At 68.2% G+C, this 19712-nt stretch carries 21 protein-coding genes; 7 read left to right on the top strand and 14 right to left on the bottom strand.

Annotation, left to right across the window (positions count from 1 at the left end; all coding sequences use genetic code 11):
- Positions 1 to 41: 41 nt before the first annotated feature.
- Both ACIBHX_RS49835 and ACIBHX_RS49830 read left to right on the top strand, forming a co-directional pair.
- Positions 42 to 1337 carry an MATE family efflux transporter gene (locus tag ACIBHX_RS49835; RefSeq protein WP_397075740.1) on the top strand — a complete coding sequence of 432 codons (1296 nt, stop codon included), beginning with the start codon at positions 42 to 44 and terminating at the stop codon, positions 1335 to 1337.
- Between the two features lie 68 nt (positions 1338 to 1405).
- Positions 1406 to 2884 (top strand): APC family permease, encoded by a 1479-nt coding sequence (locus tag ACIBHX_RS49830; protein WP_397075739.1) that lies wholly within the window; start codon positions 1406 to 1408, stop codon positions 2882 to 2884.
- Here the strand turns inward: ACIBHX_RS49830 and ACIBHX_RS49825 are convergent.
- From ACIBHX_RS49825 to rpsF, 7 genes are all read right to left on the bottom strand, one after another.
- On the bottom strand, positions 2881 to 3627 hold the full coding sequence (locus ACIBHX_RS49825; RefSeq protein WP_397075737.1) for an amino acid ABC transporter ATP-binding protein: 747 nt from the start codon (positions 3625 to 3627) through the stop codon (positions 2881 to 2883). The genes ACIBHX_RS49830 and ACIBHX_RS49825 overlap by 4 nt on opposite strands.
- Positions 3624 to 4355, bottom strand: a complete 732-nt coding sequence (locus tag ACIBHX_RS49820; protein WP_397075735.1) for an amino acid ABC transporter permease — start codon at positions 4353 to 4355, stop codon at positions 3624 to 3626. Before ACIBHX_RS49820 ends, ACIBHX_RS49825 begins: the two co-directional genes overlap by 4 nt.
- A 110-nt stretch (positions 4356 to 4465) precedes the next feature.
- Positions 4466 to 5338 (bottom strand): ABC transporter substrate-binding protein, encoded by an 873-nt coding sequence (locus tag ACIBHX_RS49815; RefSeq protein WP_397075733.1) that lies wholly within the window; start codon positions 5336 to 5338, stop codon positions 4466 to 4468.
- 277 nt (positions 5339 to 5615) lie between these two features.
- Positions 5616 to 6062 carry a 50S ribosomal protein L9 gene (rplI, locus tag ACIBHX_RS49810; protein WP_397075732.1) on the bottom strand — a complete coding sequence of 149 codons (447 nt, stop codon included), beginning with the start codon at positions 6060 to 6062 and terminating at the stop codon, positions 5616 to 5618.
- 14 nt (positions 6063 to 6076) lie between these two features.
- Complete coding sequence (gene rpsR, locus ACIBHX_RS49805) at positions 6077 to 6313, bottom strand: 30S ribosomal protein S18 (protein WP_020543048.1); 237 nt, start codon at positions 6311 to 6313, stop codon at positions 6077 to 6079.
- Positions 6314 to 6375: 62 nt separating this feature from the next.
- Positions 6376 to 6924 (bottom strand): single-stranded DNA-binding protein, encoded by a 549-nt coding sequence (locus ACIBHX_RS49800; protein WP_397075730.1) that lies wholly within the window; start codon positions 6922 to 6924, stop codon positions 6376 to 6378.
- A gap of 87 nt (positions 6925 to 7011) precedes the next feature.
- Positions 7012 to 7302: a 30S ribosomal protein S6 gene (gene rpsF / locus ACIBHX_RS49795; RefSeq protein ID WP_214319051.1), complete on the bottom strand. Its 291-nt coding sequence runs from the start codon at positions 7300 to 7302 to the stop codon at positions 7012 to 7014.
- 178 nt (positions 7303 to 7480) lie between these two features.
- Between rpsF and ACIBHX_RS49790 the strand changes: the two genes are divergently transcribed.
- Positions 7481 to 7792 (top strand): hypothetical protein, encoded by a 312-nt coding sequence (locus ACIBHX_RS49790; protein WP_397075728.1) that lies wholly within the window; start codon positions 7481 to 7483, stop codon positions 7790 to 7792.
- Positions 7793 to 7829: 37 nt separating this feature from the next.
- Here the strand turns inward: ACIBHX_RS49790 and ACIBHX_RS49785 are convergent, their stop codons facing one another.
- Positions 7830 to 8003, bottom strand: a complete 174-nt coding sequence (locus ACIBHX_RS49785; protein ID WP_397075727.1) for a hypothetical protein — start codon at positions 8001 to 8003, stop codon at positions 7830 to 7832.
- 118 nt (positions 8004 to 8121) lie between these two features.
- Here ACIBHX_RS49785 and ACIBHX_RS49780 point away from each other — a divergent pair, with 118 nt between their 5' ends.
- Positions 8122 to 8868, top strand: coding sequence for a deoxyribonuclease IV (locus ACIBHX_RS49780; RefSeq protein ID WP_397075725.1), 747 nt, complete (start codon positions 8122 to 8124; stop codon positions 8866 to 8868).
- A gap of 62 nt (positions 8869 to 8930) precedes the next feature.
- Here the strand turns inward: ACIBHX_RS49780 and ACIBHX_RS49775 are convergent, their stop codons facing one another.
- The 4 genes from ACIBHX_RS49775 to ACIBHX_RS49760 form a co-directional block, all read right to left on the bottom strand.
- Entirely contained in the window at positions 8931 to 9992 is a 1062-nt protein-coding gene (locus ACIBHX_RS49775; protein ID WP_397075724.1) for a mannosyltransferase family protein, read from the bottom strand.
- Positions 9989 to 11326 carry a glycosyltransferase family 87 protein gene (locus tag ACIBHX_RS49770; RefSeq protein WP_397075722.1) on the bottom strand — a complete coding sequence of 446 codons (1338 nt, stop codon included), beginning with the start codon at positions 11324 to 11326 and terminating at the stop codon, positions 9989 to 9991. Before ACIBHX_RS49770 ends, ACIBHX_RS49775 begins: the two co-directional genes overlap by 4 nt.
- Positions 11323 to 13689 carry a transglycosylase domain-containing protein gene (locus tag ACIBHX_RS49765; RefSeq protein ID WP_397075721.1) on the bottom strand — a complete coding sequence of 789 codons (2367 nt, stop codon included), beginning with the start codon at positions 13687 to 13689 and terminating at the stop codon, positions 11323 to 11325. Before ACIBHX_RS49765 ends, ACIBHX_RS49770 begins: the two co-directional genes overlap by 4 nt.
- A gap of 230 nt (positions 13690 to 13919) precedes the next feature.
- The gene (locus tag ACIBHX_RS49760; RefSeq protein ID WP_397075719.1) at positions 13920 to 14306 is read right to left on the bottom strand and encodes a DUF5318 family protein; all 387 of its coding nucleotides are present in this window, start codon (positions 14304 to 14306) and stop codon (positions 13920 to 13922) included.
- Positions 14307 to 14440: 134 nt separating this feature from the next.
- On the opposite strand from ACIBHX_RS49760, the gene ACIBHX_RS49755 reads away from it, so the two are divergent.
- Together ACIBHX_RS49755 and ACIBHX_RS49750 are read left to right on the top strand one after the other, a co-directional pair.
- Entirely contained in the window at positions 14441 to 15016 is a 576-nt protein-coding gene (locus ACIBHX_RS49755; protein WP_397075717.1) for a helix-turn-helix transcriptional regulator, read from the top strand.
- A 13-nt stretch (positions 15017 to 15029) separates the two neighbouring features.
- On the top strand, positions 15030 to 16109 hold the full coding sequence (locus tag ACIBHX_RS49750) for an inositol-3-phosphate synthase (protein WP_397075715.1): 1080 nt from the start codon (positions 15030 to 15032) through the stop codon (positions 16107 to 16109).
- A 219-nt stretch (positions 16110 to 16328) separates the two neighbouring features.
- Here ACIBHX_RS49750 and idi read toward each other — a convergent pair whose 3' ends face one another.
- The gene (gene idi, locus ACIBHX_RS49745) at positions 16329 to 16913 is read right to left on the bottom strand and encodes an isopentenyl-diphosphate Delta-isomerase (protein ID WP_397075713.1); all 585 of its coding nucleotides are present in this window, start codon (positions 16911 to 16913) and stop codon (positions 16329 to 16331) included.
- A 192-nt stretch (positions 16914 to 17105) separates the two neighbouring features.
- Between idi and ACIBHX_RS49740 the strand changes: the two genes are divergently transcribed.
- Complete coding sequence (locus tag ACIBHX_RS49740; RefSeq protein WP_397075712.1) at positions 17106 to 18308, top strand: MFS transporter; 1203 nt, start codon at positions 17106 to 17108, stop codon at positions 18306 to 18308.
- Here the strand turns inward: ACIBHX_RS49740 and ACIBHX_RS49735 are convergent.
- Complete coding sequence (locus ACIBHX_RS49735) at positions 18253 to 19659, bottom strand: CCA tRNA nucleotidyltransferase (RefSeq protein ID WP_397075762.1); 1407 nt, start codon at positions 19657 to 19659, stop codon at positions 18253 to 18255. The two genes, ACIBHX_RS49740 and ACIBHX_RS49735, sit on opposite strands and share 56 nt — an antisense overlap.
- Positions 19660 to 19712: the final 53 nt, after the last annotated feature.

The raw sequence follows: 19712 nt of genomic DNA, 5'->3' as shown, positions 1-19712 counted from the left end.
CCGGAGTGCCCGACACGCCGGGTAATGCCCATAATGGATGAATGCCCATTACCCGCCAGGACAGGGAGATACTTCGCCTTGCCGTGCCCGCGTTCGGGGCGCTGGTGGCGGAGCCGCTCTTCCTGCTGGCCGACTACGCCATCGTCGGGCATGGGCTGGGGACGGTGGCGGTGGGCGCGCTGGGCATCGCGGGCACGGTGCTGACGACGCTGGTGAACCTGTGCGTCTTCCTGGCATACGGCACGACGGCGTCGGTGGCGCGGCAGACGGGGGCGGGACAGCACGCGCGGGCGATGCGCAGCGGTGTGGACGGCATCTGGCTGGCGCTGGCGATCGGGGTGGCGCTGATCGTGGTGTGCTGGCCGCTGGCGCCGGACATCGTGGCTCTCTTCGGGGCGGGGCGGGACCAGGCGGCCGAGGCGGTGACGTATCTGCGGATCAGCCTGCTGGGCGCGCCGGGGATGCTGGTCGTGCTGGCGGGCACGGGTGTGCTGCGCGGGTTGCAGGACACGGTGACGCCGCTGGTGGTGTCGGTGGGTTCGTTCGCGCTGAACGCCGGGTTGAACGCGTGGTTCGTGCTGGGTCTGCACTGGGGCATCGCGGGTTCGGCGTGGGGGACCGTACTGGCTCAGTCGCTGGGCGCGGCGGTGTACCTGGTCGTGGTCGTCAGGGGCGCCGGGCGGCTGGGGACGTCGTTGCTGCCTGATCTGGCGGGGGTCAGGCAGGCGGGGACGGCCAGTTTCGCGCTGCTGGTCAGGACGTTGTGCCTGCGGATCGTGCTGCTCGTGGCGACGATGCTGGCGGCGCGGATGGGGCAGGCGCCGCTGGCGGCGTACGCGATCGCGGCGCAGATCTGGTCGTTGCTGGCGTTCGCGCTGGACGCGATCGCGATCGCCGGGCAGGCCATCACCGGCAAGGCACTGGGCGCCGGTGACGTGGAGTCCACCAGGTCGGCGACCAGGCGGATGGTGCAGTGGGGCATCTGGTCGGGGATCGGGCTCGGTGTGCTGGTCGTGCTGGCCAGGCCATTGCTGCCGGGTCTGTTCGACGCCGATGCGCAGGTGGCCGAGCAGTTGCTTGCGGTGCTGTGGCCGGTGGCGCTGTTCCAGCCGGTCTGCGGGGTGGTGTTCGTGCTGGACGGCGTGCTGATCGGCGCCGGTGACCAGCGCTACCTGGCGTGGGCGGGGGTGTGGACGACGCTGGCCTACCTGCCGGCGGCGCTGCTGGCCACCAACGTGGTGCTGCTGTGGTGCGCGCTGGGGGTGTGGATGATCGCGCGGTTGATCACGCTGGTACGGCGGGCCGCGGGTACCGCCTGGCTGGTAACCGGGGCGTAACCGTCCCGTGCTTGTCGGCCTCGCGAGTGATGAGGCACTGTGGGCGAGTTCCCTGAGCGGGGTGTGCCTTGACCACGATTCTGCGACGTCTGCCGCCATCTGAGGCGACCGGTCTGCGGACCGGCGCCCGGCACAGCCTTGCCCAGCTCTACCGCCCGCTCGACCTGGTCGTTCTCGGGCTCGGGGTGATGATCGGCGCCGGGATCTTCAGCATCGCGGGCCGGCAGGCGGCCACGATCGCCGGGCCTGGCGTGATCCTGTCGTTCATGATCGCGGGCATCGCCAGCCTGCTGGCCGCGCTGTGCTACGCCGAGCTGTCCTCGACGATGCCGACCTCGGGCAGCGCGTACACCTTCACCTATGTGATCTTCGGTGAGGTGTGGGCGTGGATCATCGGGTGCGCGCTGATCCTGGAGATGCAGCTGGCCGTGGCGGTGGTGGCCAGGGCCTGGGCCGGGCTCGCCGTACAGACGATCTCTGATTTCGGTGTACGGCTGCCGCAGCAGGACCTGATCGGCGATGTGTTCGTCTTCGTGATCCTGGCGGTGCTGACGGGCGTGGTGGCCCTGGGCGCGCGGATCGGCCTGCGAGCGCTGTGGATCATGGTGTCGGCCAAGCTGCTGGCGATCGGCGCGGTCATCGTGGTGGGTGTGCTGCACCTGGACGTGGCCAACTTCGGTGACTTCTACGTCCCGCCCAAGCCTGCCGTGGCCTCGGCGCCCACGGTGCTGGGGGTGTTCCTGGGGCAGGGGCACGCGTTCGGCTGGTTCGGGATTTTCGCGGCGGCGCCGGCGATCGCGTTCGCCTACATCGGCTGGGACATCATCGCCACGGCGGCCGAGGAGACGGTCAACGCGCCGAGGGCGGTGCCGAAGGGGATGATCCGCAGCCTGGTGATCGCCACGGTGCTGTACATCGCCGTCGCCGTGGTGATGATCGGCATGATCCCCTACACCCGGATCTCCACGGACGCCCCGCTGTCCAGCGCGTTCAAGGTGCTGGGCGTGGACTGGATGGTGCACGTCATCGACCTGGGCGCGGTGCTGGGGCTGACGACGGTGATCCTGGTGCTGATCGTGGGCCAGACGCGGGTGCTGTTCTCGATGGCGCGCGACGGGCTCCTCCCGCGCGGCCTGTCCACGGTCAGCAGGAACTACCACACGCCTTCGCGGGTGACGCTGGTGATCGGCGCGCTGGCGATCGTGCTGGCGGAGTTCGTGCCCGTGCTGACGCTGCAGGAGCTGGTCGTGATGGGCGCGCTGTTCGCGTTCCTGTTCGTGGCCGCCGGGGTGATCGTCATGCGGCGCCGGATGCCGCATCTGGAGCGCGGCTTCACGGTGCCGCTCTCCCCCGTCGTCCCGGCGCTGTCGCTGGTGGCCACGCTCTGGCTGATGGTGAACCTGCAGGTGGTGACCTGGGGCTGGTTCGCCCTGTGGATGGTCTTCGGCCTGCTGGTCTACCTCCTGTACGGCAGGCGGCACAGCCTGCTGGCCCCAGCCCCGGTCCCGGTCAAGGACACGGCGGGCCGGGGCCGTCACAGGCGTTAGAAGCGGCCCGCCTCCAGCACGGTACGCAGGAAGTCCCTGGTGCGCCCGTGCTCGGGATCGGTGAAGATCTTCTCGGGCGGTCCCTTCTCCAGCAGCACGCCACCGTCGAGGAAGCACACCGTATCGGAGATGTCGCGGCAGAAGCCCATCTCGTGGGTGGTGAGGATCATCGTCATGCCCGACTGCTTGAGCTCACGGATGATCTCCAGTACCTCCCTGACCAGCTCCGGGTCGAGCGCCGAGGTGACCTCGTCGAGGAGCATCAGGCGCGGCTGGGTGGCCAGCGCCCTGATGATGGCCACCCGCTGCTGCTGCCCGCCGGACAGCTGGTCGGGGTAGGCTCGCGCCTTGCCCTCCAGCCCGAACCTGGTCAGCAGCTCGTGCGCGCTCTGCTCGGCCTCGGCCTTGGAGACCTTGTGCACCTGGCGCGGCGCGAGCGTGATGTTGTCGAGCACGGTCATGTGCGGGAACAGGTTGAACGACTGGAAGACGATGCCCAGGCGCTTGCGCACACTGTCGACGTCGGCCCGCGGGTCGGTGATCTCGTCGCCGTCGAGCAGGATCCGGCCGTCGTCGACGGTTTCCAGCAGGTTGACGCAGCGCAGCAGGGTGGACTTGCCGGAGCCGGAGGCCCCGATGAGTGAGACCACCTCGTGCGGCTGGATCTCCAGGTCGATGCCGCGCAGCACCTGGTGGCCGTGGAACTCCTTCCACACGCCGTCGATGCTCAGCAGGCTGCTCATGCGCCCCGCCTCCTTCGCGTGCGCTCGGCCAGATGGTCGGTGAGGCGCGCCATCGGGATCGTGAGCAGGATGAACAGCAACGCCGCCGCCAGGTATGGCGTGTAGTTGAACGTGCTGGCGGCGTGGATCTGTGCCTGACGCAGTGCCTCGACCGCGCCGATGGTGGCCACCAGGGCGGTGTCCTTCTGCAGCGAGATGAAGTCGTTCAGCAGCGGGGGGATCACCCTTCGGGTGGCCTGGGGCAACACCACGAAGCGCAGGGTCTTGCCGTGGCTGAGCCCGAGCGAGCGGGCTGCGGCCACCTGGCTCGGGTGGATGGAGTCGATGCCCGACCTGAACACCTCGGCTACGTAGGCGCCGTATGACAGGGTCAGGGCTATGATCCCCAGCGGCACCGGATCGTTGGGTATGCCCAGCAGCCTCAGCGCGGGAAGGCCGAATCCGATCATGTAGATGAGCAGGATCGTGGGGATACCCCGAAAAATGTCGACATAGAGGACGGCGAGCGCCCGTAGGGGGAAGAACACCGGTGCCTGCAGTCCTCGCACCAATGCCACCAACAGGCCGAGCACGAGGATCAGCGGCTCGGCGATCAGGAAGATCTTGATGTTGAGAAGGAAGCCGTCCCAAATGTCCGGGAAGGATTTGGCGAACTCATCCCAGTTGAAGAAGGTCTCCTGCACGCGCGACCAGCCGGGCGCGTTGGTGACGATCGTCGCCACGAGCACCAGGAACACGATCGTGGAGGCCGTCGCGATCGACGCCGTACGACGGCTCCGCGACCTGCGGATCCGTTCGCGTTCGAGCTGGTGCTCGCTCTTGACCCAGGCCGTGGCCATCACGAGAGCTCGGGCGCACCCGCGGCCGAGCCGAGCCACTGCTGCTCGATCTTGGCCAGCTCACCCTTGGACCTCAGCGACTCGACGGCCTTGTCGACGCACGGCTTGAGCGCGGTGCCCCTCTCCATGACCAGGCCGAACTCCTCGGGCGTGCCGCCGGTCGAGCTGAACTGGCCGATGATCTTGGAGTTGTCCACCTGGGCGGCGGTCACGTAGAAGGCGGTGGGCAGGTCCACGACCAGCGCGTCGACCTGCTTGTTCTTCAGCGCGTTGACCGTGTCGATCTGCTCGTTGTAGACGTTCGGCTCGGCGGACGGCTTGATCACGTTCTTGACGGCGTCCAGCGACGTGGTGCCGACCTGGACGCCGATCTTGGCGTCCTTCAGCTCGGCCAGGCTCTTGGCGTTGGCGTACTTGCTGCCCTGCACGGCGACGACGGCCTGCTTGACGGTGTAGTAGCCCTTGCTGAAGTCGACGGCCTTGGCCCGGTCGGGCGTGATGGACACCTGGTTGATGTCGAAGTCGAAGTTCTTGGCGCCAGGCGCGAAGGCGGAGTCGAACTTGACCGTGTTCCACTGCACCTCGGTACGGTCGAAGCCGAGCTCGCCCGCCACGGCGAAGGCCACCGCGCTCTCGAACCCCTTGCCGTTGCTGGGGTCGTCGTCCTTGAACCAGGGGTCGTAGGCGGGCTTGTCGGTGCCGATGGTCAGCTTGCCCGCGTTGACGAGCTTGAGCTGGGCCTTCGTGCACGCGGTCGACGCCGGCGCCGACGCCGCGGGGGACGAGGTGGTCGCCGTATTGTCGACGGGCGCGCACGCTACGGCCGCCGCCGCCAGCGCGCCAATCGCCAGCAACACCGAGGGACGGGCCATGACAGAGCCTCCAAGGGGGGAACTACGGAAGAACCAGCAAATTCTACTGGGCTCAACTAGGAAATATGCCACCACCAGGAGCTTTACCGGGCCCGGACTCCTCTTGTCCGGCAGCGCCGGGTTTCTGTGCGCCGTAGCGGCGGGCGAGCGTCCCCGACTCGCCGGAAGCGCCGGGCGCGGGCCCTCAGCCGAAGTGCGGCGGGCGGCCGGTGCCGCGGCTTGCCGTACAAAAAGAAAGCCTCCCTCCCCTGACGGGGAGAGAGGCTCTCAGTGGTCGCTAGCCCGCGACGACCTCTACATCAACAGATGCGGATACCTCAGGGTGCAGCTTGACGCTGACCTTGTGGGAGCCGACGCTCTTGATCGGGTTGACGATCTCGATGCGGCGGCGGTCGAGGATCGGGCCGCCGGCGGCCTTGACGGCGTCGGCGATGTCGCCCGTGGTGATCGAGCCGAACAGGCGGCCCGACTCGCCCGCGCGGGTGCTCAGGCGGACCTTGAGCGCGCCGAGCTGGCCGGCGACCTCCTTGGCCGTGCCCAGGTCGCGGATCTCGCGCGCGTCACGAGCCTTGCGGATCGACTCGATCTGCTTCTCCGCGCCGCGCGTCCAGCGCATCGCGAAGCCGCGGGGGATGAGGTAGTTACGGCCGTAGCCGTCCTTGACCTCGACGACGTCACCGGGGGCGCCGAGGCCGGAGACCTCGTTGGTGAGGATGAGCTTCATATCGACAGGCCTCCTTAGCGCGCGGTGCTCGTGTAAGGCAGCAGAGCCACCTCACGCGCGTTCTTGATCGCGGTCGCCACGTCGCGCTGGTGCTGGGTGCAGTTGCCCGTCACCCGGCGCGCACGGATCTTGCCGCGGTCGGAGATGAACTTCCGCAGCAGCGCCGTGTCCTTGTAGTCGACGTAGGAGATCTTGTCGTGGCAGAACAGGCAAACCTTCTTCTTCGGCTTGCGCAGTGCCGGCTTTGCCATCGTGGTGCTCCTTTCAGAGCCCCGCCGTCAAGCGGGAATGGACCGGTTGGGTGGGTTTGTGGTTAGAAAGGCGGTTCGTCGCTGAAGTCGCCGCCGCCGCCGAAGCCGCCGCCGCCACCCTGCGAACCGCCGCCGCCGCCTCCGCCACCGCCGAAGCCGCCGCCCTGGGGCGGGGCGGGCGAGGCAGAGGCCCACGGGTCGTCGGCAGGACCGCCACCGAAGCCGCCACCGCCGCCACCCTGACGGGAGGTGCGGTTGACCTTGGCGGTGGCGTTACGCAGGGACGGGCCGACCTCGTCGACCTCGACCTCGTAAACCGTGCGCTTCTCGCCTTCCTTGGTCTCGTAAGACCGCTGCTTGAGCCGCCCCTGCACGATGACCCGCATGCCGCGCTGGAGGCTCTCGGCGGCGTTCTCCGCCGCCTGCCGCCACACGTTGCAGGTCAGGAAGAGGCTTTCGCCGTCCTTCCACTCGTTGGTCTGGCGATCCATGAACCGCGGAGTGGACGCGATGCGGAATCGAGCCACGGCTTGACCCGTGGGGGTGAAGCGCAGCTCCGGATCGTCGACGAGATTGCCGACGATGGTGATTACTGTGTCGCCTGCTGCCATGGCTAGCGCTCGCCTTCCTGCACGTCTTCGCTTGGGTTACGGCCCAGAGTACGGCTGCCGCCCGACAAAAGCCGGGCAACGACCTGCCTAGTGCACGTCGGGGCGGATGACCTTGGTACGCAGGATGCCCTCGTTGAGGTTCATCTGCCGGTCGAGCTCCTTGACCGTCGCGGGCTCCGCGGACAGGTCGATGACGGCGTAGATGCCTTCCGACTTCTTGTCGATGTCGTAGGCGAGACGGCGACGGCCCCAGACGTCGACCTTCTCCACGTTGCCGCCGTCGTTGCGGACGACGGTGAGGAACTGGTCGAGGGACGGCGCCACAGTGCGCTCATCGAGCGAAGGGTCCAGGATGACCATTACTTCGTAACGACGCATGCGGGACTCCAACCTCCTCTGGACTCTTGCGGTCACGACGATCTGCCGTGACAGGAGGACGCTGACGTTTCCACCCGGCGCCTCTCTTCGGCGCCACGGGCATATCACAACGCAGCCTGACCAGGTTACCAGTCGCCCACGGGTGGGAACGCATGTAAGAACGAAGGGGGTGGCAGCTGTGCCACACGTGATTCAGCCCTCCGAGAGCAGGCGCTTCAAGCTCACGCTGAACAGCGACGGTCGCTCGCACCCGGTCGAGAACATCATGTCCGTCGCCACGTTGGTCCTCGGTTTGGTGGCCTTCGTCACCACGTTCTTCACCGACCTCCACTGGATCTCCGCGTGGGTCGGCGTGGCGGGCTTCGGGGTCGGTCTCTTCTCCCAGTACATCTCCGTGACGACCCCTCAGCGCTCAGTGAACATCATCGGGATCGTGGCCTCGTTCGTCGGCGCGGCGCTCGGCATCGCCCACGGAGGGTTCCTGCCATGAGAAACGGCCCCACCCCGGGGCCGTTTCCCTTTCTATGTCACTTGCCGACGTGCAGATCCACGCCGAGCAGGACCAGGAACCAGAGGAAGACCGCGAGCAGCGCCTCAGCCAGGCTCCTGAGGAACCCCACGGTGATGTAGCCGTGGACCCACGCCACGTAGATGCCGATCAGGACGTAGATCAAGATAATCAGCCCGCGCCATCGGACCATATCGTTCTCCTCGAGTCAGGGGGCGCACTGCGACTGCCCTCGGGCGAGGTCGCCAAACGGGGATTCGACGTCGCCGGTTGGGCGAACGCCGTCCTGCGGTCCCGGTAGTCTCGGTCGCATGGTCCTCATCGGTGCGCACGTCGACCAGGACGATCCCGCCGCCCGCGCGGCTGAGATCGGAGCCGAGGTCGTCCAGTTCTTCCTGGGCGACCCGCAGGGCTACAAGGGGCCCGAGCTGCCCACCAAACCGGTCGAAGGGGTGGATGTCTACATCCATGCCCCGTACCTCATCAACGTGGCCACGACCAACAACCGGATCAGGATCCCCAGTCGCAAGCTGCTCACCCAGCACCTGACGGCGGCCGCCGACCTGGGCGCCAAGGGCCTGATCGTGCACGGTGGCCACCTCAACAAGAGCGACGATCCCCAGATCGGCTTCGACAACTGGCGCAAGGTGTTCGAGCGCCTGGAGGAGCACCGCATCCCGGTCCTCATCGAGAACACCGCGGGCGGCGACAACGCGATGGCCCGCAGGCTGGACCGGATCGCGCGGCTGTGGGAGGCGGTGGGCGACTTCGAGGTCGGTTTCTGCCTGGACACCTGTCACGCGCACGCCGGCGGTGAGGAGCTGGTCGACCTGGTCGAACGGGTCAAGGCCATCACCGGCCGCATCGACCTGGTGCACTGCAACGACTCGCGCGACGACTTCGACTCAGGCGCCGACCGGCACGCCAACCTGGGCCAGGGCAGGATCGACCCGGAGGCCGTCCTGGCCGTGTGCCGGGCGGCCGGCGCGCCGATCGTGGTGGAGACGCCGGCCGAGGGCCAGGCTGACGACATCGCGTTCCTGCGGAAGAATCTCTAGGTAAATACACAGCCTGTGGATAACTTCCCTGGATTACCGAGCGCGGAGAGTGGGTAGAGAGATCACCCCGCCCAGGCGCCCGACAAGAACCTGGTCGTGTTGACCACCATCAGCGGCCCGGCGATCAGGGCATAGGTGACGATCACCCACGTGTGCCTGGTCGCCACCCGCGCCAGCGCCACCCACAGCGGAAACCACAGCAGCAGCGACCGCGGGATCGACAGGTAGTAGGCCGAGGTCATCAGCGCCGCCGCCTGCAGCCCGCAGTAGACCACCTCGCTCCATCTGCGCTGTACGGCCAGCCACACCAGCACGGCCACCGCCACCACCGCCCCGGCGAGCTCCATCCGGAAGGCGACCGCGAAGTCGTCGTGGCCCATCGCCGAGTGCCAGGTGGTGAGCCAGGAGTTCCACGGCGCCACCAGGTCCCTGCCCCACCCGGCCTCCTGCGCGTGCTTCCATGCCAGCCAGTCGCCGGAACGGGCGTGGTGGTAGGCGGAGTAGGCCAGCAGCGGCAGGAAGGGCACGACCAGCCAGGGCGCCTGGCGAGGCCTGCGCTGCGCGACCAGTTCCACGATCAGGGCGATGGCGAGGAACAGGCCGGTGATGCGCACGCACGAGGCCCCGGCCGCGAGCGCGGCGGCCACCGGCCAGCGTCCCTGACGCGCGGCCAGCCACGCCGGGATGGCGAAGGCCAGGAACAGCGACTCGCTGTATCCGGCGGTCAGGAAGACCGCCATCGGGAACAGCACCAGCCCGAGTACGGCGGGCCAGCCGGAGGCCCCCTCGTGCTCGGCCAGCCGGGCCAGCGCGACCATCGCCACCGCCCCGGCGGCCAGCGAGACGATCAGCCCGCACGCCGCCCAGTCGGGCACCACCAGGTGGACCAGGCGCAGGGCCGCGGGCAGGCCGGGGAAGAAGGCGGGCAGGCCCGGGTCCGGCGCCTTGGTCGGGTCGCCGGCGTAGCCGTACTGGGCGATCGTGATGAACAGCCCGGCATCCCACTTGTTCCACGAGGCCAGGTAGGCCGAGAAGGTGGACCCGAGCAGGGTCGCGACGAGCAGCCCGGCGCGCGAGCCGAACCAGAGCAGGAGCCCGTCACGCCCCGCCGAGCGCGTGATCATTGATGGGCGGCACGCAGCGTGAACCGGTCGGGCGCCCGGTCGAAGACGCCACCGGCCTGGTCGTCCACTCCGGCCTGCCGTACCACGTCGTTGTCGGGGCGCAGGATGTCGCGCACGACGAACGCCATCATGATCGCGATCGTGATGATGCGTCCCCAGACCGCGGTGAAGTAGGTGTCGTCACCGATGCCCAGGTCGGGCCGTTCGACCGGCGGCTGGGAGAGCAGGTAGAGCCAGATGGCGAAGAAGTACCACATCTCGGCGACCTGCCACAGCGCGAGCGGCTTCCAGTTGGGCCTGGCCAGCACCGCGAAGGGCACCAGCCAGAGCACGAACTGCGGCGACCACACCTTGTTGGTCATCATGAACGCGGCCAGCGCCAGGAAGCAGATCTGGACCAGGCGCGGCCTGCGCGGCGCGGCGAGCGTGAGCACCGCGATGCCGAGGCAGAGGACGGCCAGGGAGACCATGCCCAGCATGCTGACGTCGGCGGTGCCCAGGATGGGCCAGCCCTTGTTCTGGAAGAACAGCCAGGGCGAGCCCCAGTCGATGCCGCGCTCCTGGGAGAAGACGTAGAAGCGGCGCCAGCCGTCCCAGGCCAGCACCATGAACGGCACGTTGACCACCAGCCACGCCGCGACCGTGGCTCCCAGCGTGACCAGGAACGGCCGCCAGCGGGCGGTGCGCAGCGTGAGCAGGAGCAGCGCGCCGAGGAACATCAGCGGGTAGAACTTGGTGGCGATCGCCAGCCCGAGCAGCACGCCCGCGAGCACCTGGCGGCGCCGCGCCCAAGCCAGCAGCATGCCCATGGACAGCGCCCCGGCGATCAGGTCCCAGTTGATGTAGGCGGCCAGGATCACCGAGGGCGCCAGCGCGTACCACAGGGCGTCCCAGCGCCTGGTCGGCCCGGCCACCGCGGCCATCAGCAGGACGCCGGCGACCAGGCTGATGCCCAGCACGATCACGGTCAGGTCGTAGAAGACGACGGCCTGCGGCGCGGCCGCCTCGATGCCGCCGCCGACCACCGCGCGGGCGATCCTGGCCAGCACCTGCATGACCTCGCCCAGCACGACCGGGTACTCGACCTGCTTGTCGAAGGGCACGTGCGCGAAGTACGGGTCCTGCGTGGCCAGCTGCCGGTCGAAGTAGAGCGGGTAGATGTCGGTGTAACAGAAGTTCTGGTACGTCGAGACCTGGTCGTTCCACCCGCCGGTACGGCACGGCAGCCGCACCACGTAGGCCAGCACCGCCCCCAGGGCCGCGAACAGCCCCAGGGGGAGGTACGGCACGGCCCGCATCACCAGCGGCGGCCGCTGCCCCGTCGCCAAGCTCATTGATCCTCGCGCCTGGAAGCCATGGGGTTGGGGATGCTCGGCTGATCGGCTCCGCCGCCGAACCCGCCCTGGTCACCCTGGTCGGTGGGGAAGCCGTTGTTGTTGGGGTCGGTGACGTTGTCGTTGTTGCCGTCACACGGGGTGACCAGGCCACAGTTGGCGTTCGGGTCCTGCGACGGGTCCTCGAAGGGGTCGGACGGCGTGGGCTTCGGTTCCGGGCTGGGCACGATGTTCTTGGGCTCACCCAGGTCGGCCTTGTCCGGGAACTGCTCGACCGGCTTGTTGGCGAGCGCCGCCATCATGAACGCCCGCCACGCCGAGGTCGGCCTGTCGGCACCCTCGAAGCCGAGCGAGACCTCCTTGGGCCGGGTGTAGGGGTGGTCGACGTTGTACTTCTTGCTCGCCTTGCCCGTCGGCGTGGTCGGGCAGTTGGAGTACTTCGGCGCGACGAGCTTGCCCTTGGCGGTCCTGCACTCCTCCTTGTACATGCCGACCGCGACCGACAGCTGCGGGGTGTAGCCGACGAACCAGGCGTCCTTCTCCTCGTTGTTGGTGCCGGTCTTGCCGGCGGACGGCCGGTTGCCCAGGCCCTTGCCGTGCGCGGTGCCGGTGCGCAGCACCTCCTGCATCGCGGTGGTGGCGTCGGCCGCCGCCTCGGGGCTGATCACCGCCTTGGAGGCGAGCTGCTCGGGGTAGACCAGCTGCTTGTCGCGCCTGACCTCCTTGACGACGTGGTACATGGTGTACCGCCCGGCGTTGGCGAAGATCGAGTAACCGGCGGCCTGTTCCACCGCGGTGACCGGGGCGCTGCCGATGGCGAACTGGTAGGAGTGCTTCTCGACGTCGGTGTCCATGCGCGACTGGTCGAACCCGGCGTTCTCCACGATCTTCTTGACGTCGTCCAGCTTGCCGGGCAGATCGAAGGCCATCGACACGTAGGCGGTGTTGACGGACTGGGCGGTGGCCTTGATCACGTCGATGGAAGCGCCGACGTTGTGGCTGTTCCTGAAGCCTCCCGCCGCCTGACCGGGCAGCTCCTTCGGCACGGTGTGGTTGCCGGGCACGTAGCTCTTGAGCGAGTAGCCCGCCTGCAGCCACGCGGCCAGCACGTACGGCTTGAACGCCGACGCGGCCTGCTTGGCGGAGTCGAACGGCTCGTTCCACGGGTCCTTGAGGTAGTTGCTGCCGCCGTAGAAGGCCACGATCCGGCCGTTCTTCGGGTTCACGGCCGCCAGCCCGGCGTGGAACTCCTTGGGCATGCCCGCCATCGTGCTCTCGACCGCGGTCTTGGCGGCCTTCATGAGGTTCTCGTCGAAGGTAGAGACGATCTTGAAGCCGCCCTTGCGCACCTCGTCGGGGGAAAGGTTGCGGCGGACCTTCAGCTCCTGGAGCACCTGGGTGATCATGTACCCCTTGAGGCCGGAGTAGGCGTTGGTGGCGCCGGACTTTTCGACCTTGGGGAACTTCGCCGTGGCAGGAAGCTGGCCGTACTTCTGCGGCCAGAGCTCGGCCATGTTCGTGATGACGGTCTTGAACCGGTCCTGCAGCGCGGTCGCGTCGTCGGACCAGCTGGGCGTCTGGATGCGGGCCGCGAGGTAGGCCGCCTGAACCGGGGTCAGCTTGATGGCCTTGACGCCGAAGTAGGTCTGCGCCGCCGCCTCGATGCCGTAGGCGCGCCCGAAGTTGACGGTGTTCAGGTAGTTCTTGAGGATTTCCTCTTTGGACATGTTCTTGTCCAGCTTGACCGCGACGAAGATCTCCTTGACCTTGCGCTTGATCGAGACGTCCCGGTCGAGGCCCTGGTAGTAGTTGCGGGCCATCTGCTGCGTGATGGTCGAGGCGCCCTGCAACTGCTGCCCGGTGGCGGTCATGTAGAGCGAGCGGACCATGCCGGGGATCGAGATGCCGGAGTCGGTGTAGAAGGTCTTGTTCTCGATGGCGACCGCGGCGTCCTTGATGCTGTCGGCCATCTGGTTGGCCTGGACGATCGTGCGCGGGGTACCGATCTTGGCGATCGGAGTCTTGCCATCGGCGTAGTAGATCGTGCTCTGCTCGGCGGTCGCCTGGTCCTGGACCCCGACCGGCAGCGGCGTGTTGGCGTAGGCCACGGCGATCATGCCGAAGATGCCCGCCGCGAGCACCGCGAACGAGGCCATGACGATCTTCCAGCTCGGGATGAAGCGGCGCCAGCGCGGCTTGTCGTCATCCCCGTCTCCACCACGGCGGGGGCCCTGCGGCCCCTGCGGCCCCGATGGCCCGGCGGGGCCGCGGCCCCGTGCCCTGCGCGGCGCCTCGCTGATCACGGTCTCCTGGTTGGACCGGCTGCGGGCCTGGCGCGGCGGCTCTCCCGACTGGGCGGGCATCGCGCCCGTCTGCTCGAAAGCGGCCTCCGGACGACGCGGCGACCGCGTCGCGCCCCCGGTGGCGTCGCCCGTTTGCGGGGGCGTGCCCGGGGGCACAGAACGGGACGAGGTGGAGCGACGGCGCCGTCCAGGCCGGGCCGTCCCATCGTTGTTGCTGTAACTCACACGTCCTCGCATCGTCGTCGGTAGCACGGCGGGTGTGGGCGTGAGGCACCTCGCCGCCCTCGGTGTCAGGAGTGGCCGAGGAGATCCGGCGGCCCGTTGCCGAGGACGAACGAAACCGTCAGGTGGTTCCAGGAACAACCTTGGCAGACCTCGACGACGTACACCCGGAACTCGTCGTAATCATGAGCCATCTCGACGAGTTCAGACGCGGCCTTTGCTTGACCGGCATGTCGCCCGAGGGAATCTCCGTAGACATAGGTCACGTTGGTGACGTTCTCCCTCTCGCATACGGGGCAGGGGCGATCCGTGGGTTCCCCGAAGTGCCGAGCCGCGCGCAGGAGGTAGGGCTGTGCGTCACAGACATCGCCGGGCGACGTTCGCCCGGCGTGGAGCGAGTGGACGACCGCCCGCTTGGCGAGGCCGTAATCCACCACCCTTCGCTGTGACCACATGAGCGCCAGACTACGGCCTTTTTCCCGATTCCTCCCAACGCTTGGTCAACTCATTGATTGCGGGCATATAGCGGAGTGACGTATCTTCAGGATGTATCGGCTCGATACATCGACGCGAGAGGGGGGCGGTTCCGTTGGCAACTGGACAGGGCAGAGTGCTGGAGCTCGCCGTGCTCGGGTCGCTGCACGAGCAGCCGCTTCACGGCTATGAGCTGCGCAAACGGCTCAACGCCCTGCTGGGGATGTTCCGCGCCTTCTCCTACGGATCGCTTTACCCCTGTCTCAGGTCCCTGCTGGAGCAGGGGCTTATCGTGGAAGAGCAGCCGGCGCCCACCACGATCGTGGGCGGCCGATCGAAGATCGTTTACAAGCTGACCGCCGAAGGCAAGGAACGGCTGCAGGACCTGCTGACACAGGCCGGGCCGTCCGCCTGGGAGGACGAGAGCTTCGGCGTCCATTTCGCTTTCTTCCGGCACACCGAGGCCGAGGTCCGGCTGCGCATCCTCGAGGGCCGCCGCAGCCGTCTGGAAGAGCGGCTCGACAGCGTCCGCACAGCCCTGGCCCGCACCAGGGAGCGCCTGGACAGTTACACATTGGAGCTTCAGCGTCACGGTCTGGAATCGGTCGAACGCGAAGTGCGTTGGCTCAATGAGTTGATCGCGACAGAGAGACAGGCCTCCGAGAGGCCTGAAACGAATACGGATGAGTGAAGGAGCGAGTGCGATGGGTTCGGTTCGCGTGGCCATTGTCGGAGTCGGCAACTGCGCGGCGTCGCTGGTCCAGGGCGTTCATTTCTACAAGGACGCCGATCCGGACACACGAGTGCCGGGCCTGATGCACGTGAAGTTCGGCGACTACCACGTCGGCGACGTCGAGATCGTCGCCGCCTTCGACGTCGACGCCAAGAAGGTCGGCCATGACGTCTCAGAGGCGATCTTCGCCAGCGAGAACAACACGATCAAGTTCGCCGACGTGCCGCCCACGGGCGTGATCGTGCACCGCGGCCACACCTTCGACGGCCTTGGCGAGTACTACAGGGAGATCGTCGAGGAGTCCGACGAGACCCCGGTCGACGTGGTCAAGGTGCTCAAGGACGCCCAGGTCGACGTGCTGGTCTCCTACCTGCCTGTCGGGTCCGAGGAGGCCGACCGCTTCTACGCGCAGTGCGCGATCGACGCCAAGGTCGCCTTCGTGAACGCGCTTCCGGTCTTCATCGCCTCCGACCCCGAGTGGGCCGAGAAGTTCACCGAGGCCGGTGTGCCGATCGTGGGTGACGACATCAAGTCCCAGGTCGGCGCCACCATCACGCACCGCGTGCTGGCCAAGCTGTTCGAGGACCGCGGGGTGGAGCTGCTGCGCACGTACCAGCTCAACTTCGGCGGCAACATGGACTTCATGAACATGCTGGAGCGCAAGCGCCTCCAGTCCAAGAAGATCTCCAAGACGCAGTCGGTCACCTCGCAGATCCCGCACGAGATGCGCAAGGCCGACGTGCACATCGGCCCGTCCGACCACGTGCCGTGGCTCGACGACCGCAAGTGGGCCTACATCCGCCTGGAGGGCCGCTCCTTCGGCGACACCCCGCTGAACCTGGAGTACAAGCTCGAGGTCTGGGACTCGCCCAACTCGGCCGGCATCATCATCGACGCCGTGCGCGCCGCCAAGATCGCCCTCGACCGCGGCATCGCCGGCCCGATCCTGAGCGCGTCCAGCTACTTCATGAAGTCCCCGCCCGTCCAGCACTCCGACGACGACGCGCGCGAGTACGTCGAGAAGTTCATCCGCGGAGAGGTCGAGCGTTAAGACCTCGAGGTCGTACGGCGAAGCCGCCGCCACGGCGCACGGGATCCGCCTCCCCCGGGAAGCGGATCCCGTTCGCGTTACGGCGGGTACGTGGCTCCGAGCCACGTGGATCCCGGGCGCCGTGGCGGCGGGCAACCGGCCCCGACTCGCCGGAAGCGCCGCTCGCGGGCCATCAGCCGAAGTGCGATGGGCGGCCGAGAGCGGCGGCCTCGCCGTACATCAGAGACGAGCAGCGGCGGGAAGCTCAGCCGAAGGGGCGGGCGTCCAGGAGGCCGGATCAGCGCCGAGGTCGTCCAGGTGCGGGACCTGTTCGCGGCACCAGGGAGAGATGGCCAGCAGGCCGTTCCTGACGCCCTCGGTGAACTCCTTCCACGGCATCCACACGACCTCGGCCACCTCGTCCGGATTGGGGATCGCGGGCCCGCTGACCTGGACGCGGTAGACCGGGCAGAGCTCGTGCTCGACGACGCCGTTGCCCATCACCGCGCGATAGGCGAAGTTCGGCAGCATCAGGTCGACGCGGGCCGCCTCCAGGCCCAGCTCGTAGGACAGGCGGCGGGCGACGGCATGGTCGAGGGGCTCGCCGGGCAGCGGGTGGCCGCAGCAGCTGTTGGTCCACACCCCCGGCCAGGTGATCTTGTGCTCCGCCCGCCTGGTCAGCAGCACCCTGCCGTCCTGGTCGAAGACATAGCTGGAAAACGCCAGGTGGCGCGGCGTATCTGCGCCGTGCACCGACGATTTGGGTGCGGTGCCGATCGCGTTTCCCTCGCCGTCGACGAGCACCACGTGCTCCTCTGTCGTCACGCTATGAAGCGTACCGTGATCATGTGCGCTATTCGGACTCGATTCCACTCTGCGGCACCAACCCGCCGGGGCTACTCTGACAGCGTGTCATTCGTCGCCGATCTAAGCGTTGTCCTGCGGGGTCGGGATTTCCGGCGGCTTTTCGGTACCCGCCTGGTATCCCAGTTCTCTGATGGGATCTTCCAGTTCGGCGTGACCGGATTCGCCTTCTTCAACCCCGAGACGCAGACCACAGCACTGCAGGTGGCCGCGGGCCTCGCGGTGCTCTTCCTGCCGTACAGCATCCTGGGGCCGTTCGTCGGCGTCTTCATCGACCGGTGGTCGCGGCGGCAGATCCTGGTGATCGCGCCGTTCGTCCGCGGCGTGCTGCTGCTGGGAGCCGCCGCCCTGGTAGCCACGGAAGCCCCCGACGCCGCCTTCTACGCGGCCGCGCTGGGCGTGCTCGCGGTCAACCGGTTCTTCCTGGCGGCGCTGGGCGCCTCGCTGCCGCACGTCGTGCCCGCCGACCGGCTGCTGGCCGCCAACGCGGTCACCCCCACCTCCGGCACTGTCGCCACCTTCCTCGGCGTGGGCGTGGGCTTCCTGCTGCGCGAGATCTTCGGCGCCGGCCCGGGCGGCGTGGCCCTGCTGCTGGTCACCTCGGGCGTGGTGTTCGGGCTGAGCGCGCTCATCGCCCGCACCATGGAGCGCTCCCTGCTCGGCCCCTCCTACGACTCCGAGCGCTCGCAGGCCCGCCAGGAGGTCCGCAACGTGCTCGTCGGCCTGATCGAAGGCGCCAGGCACCTGGCGCAGCACCGGGTCGCCGCCGCCACGATGGGCGCGATGGCCGCGCACAGGTTCCTGTACGGCATGGCCACGGCGCTGGGCATCATCCTGTACCGCTACTACTTCACCAACGGCGACGCGGAAGCGGCGCTGAAGGGGATCGGCGTGGTGGTGGCGACCTCCGGCGTCGGCTACTTCCTGGCCGTCTTCCTGACCCCGTGGGCCACGGCCCGCTTCACGCTCGAGCGGTGGGTGCCGATGGCCCTGGCCGCGGCGGGCGTGCTCGCCGGGGTGCTGGTCACGCCGTTCCAGGTGTGGGGGCTGCCGGTGGCCGGCTTCGTGCTGGGCATCGCCGGCCAGAGCGTGAAGATCTGCGCCGACACCACGGTCCAGCGCGACGTGGAGGACGTCTACCTGGGCCGCGCCTTCTCCATCTACGACATGCTGTTCAACGGCATGTACGTGCTGGCCGCGGGCCTGTCGGCGGCGATCCTGCCCGCCAACGGCAAGTCCTACCTGGCGGTGGCGATCATCGCGGTCGGCTACCTGGTCAGCGCGCTGATCTACCGGCTGGTCACTCGCCGTCTCGCGGTAGGTTCTCCTCCGCCCACTTCAGCAGCGCCTCGCTAGCCGCCTCCTCGCCGATCACGCCGCTGTCCAGGCGCAGCTCCAGCAGGAACTTGTAGGCCCTGCCGACGACCGGCCCCGGCCCCACGCCCAGGATGCGCTGGATCTGGTTGCCGTCGAGCTCAGGGCGGATCTTGGCCAGCTCCTCCTCCTCGGCCAGCCGCGCGATGCGCTCCTCCAGGTGGTCGTAGGTGCGCGAGAGCGCCTGCGCCTTGCGCTTGTTGCGCGTGGTGCAGTCGGCCCTGGTCAGCTTGTGCAGCCGGTCGAGCAGGTGGCCGGCGTCGCGCACGTAGCGGCGCACCGCGCTGTCGGTCCACTCCCCCGTGCCGTAGCCGTGGAAGCGCAGGTGCAGTTCCACCAGGTGGGACACGTCGTTGACCACGTCCTTGGGGAACCTGAGCTCGGTCATGCGCTTCTTGGTCAGCTGCGCGCCGACGACCTCGTGGTGGTGGAAGGACACCCGGCCGCCCTGCTCGTGGCGGCGCGTCTTGGGCTTGCCGATGTCGTGCAGGAGCGCGGCCCAGCGCAGGATCCGGTCGGGCTTGCCGTCCTCCTCCTGGGCGATGGCCTGGTCGAGGACGGTCAGCGTGTGCTCGTAGACGTCCTTGTGCCGGTGGTGCTCGTCGATCTCCAGGCGCAGCTTGGGCAGCTCGGGCAGGACGTGGGCGGCCAGACCGGTCTCGACCAGCAGGCGCAGTCCCTCCCGCGGATGGGCGCCGCAGATCAGCTTGTCCAGCTCCTCGCGGATGCGCTCGGCCGAGACGATCTCGATCCGCTCGGCCATCGCGGTCATCGCGCGCACCGTGGCCTCCTCGACCGTGAAGCCGAGCTGGGAGGCGAAGCGGGCGGCCCGGAGCATGCGCAGCGGGTCGTCGCCGAAGGACTGCTCGGGGGTGCCGGGAGTGCGCAGCAGCTTGGCCGCCAGGTCGGCCAGCCCGCCGAAGGGGTCGACGAACTCGTGGCCGGGCAGCCGCACCGCCATCGCGTTGACCGCGAAGTCGCGCCGTTCCAGGTCGGCCTCGAGAGTCTCGCCGTACATCACCTCGGGCTTGCGGGACTTCGGGTCGTAGGACTCGCTGCGGTAGGTGGTGATCTCGATCTGCCACCCGCCCTTGCGCAGCCCGACCGTGCCGAAGTCGATCCCGATCGTCCAGACCGAGTCGGCCCAAGGTCTGACGAGCTCCAGCACGCGCTCGGGGCGGGCGTCGGTGGTCAGGTCGAGGTCGTTGCCGCTGCGGCCGAGCAGGATGTCGCGCACGGGGCCGCCGACCAGGGCCAGCTCGTGCCCGTGCGTGGCGAAGAGGTGGCCGAGGTCATCGGCCACGGGAGCGATCTTGCGGAACAGGTCGCCCATGGCGCGCTGCTGGCTGTCGGTCAGATTTGAGGGTGACAAGCTGGGTAGGTCCT

This window comes from Nonomuraea sp. NPDC050536 (genome assembly GCF_044457685.1).
GTDB lineage: Bacteria > Actinomycetota > Actinomycetes > Streptosporangiales > Streptosporangiaceae > Nonomuraea.
The sequence above is the reverse complement of the archived record's forward strand: the minus strand, read 5'-3'. Positions and strand labels throughout refer to the sequence as shown.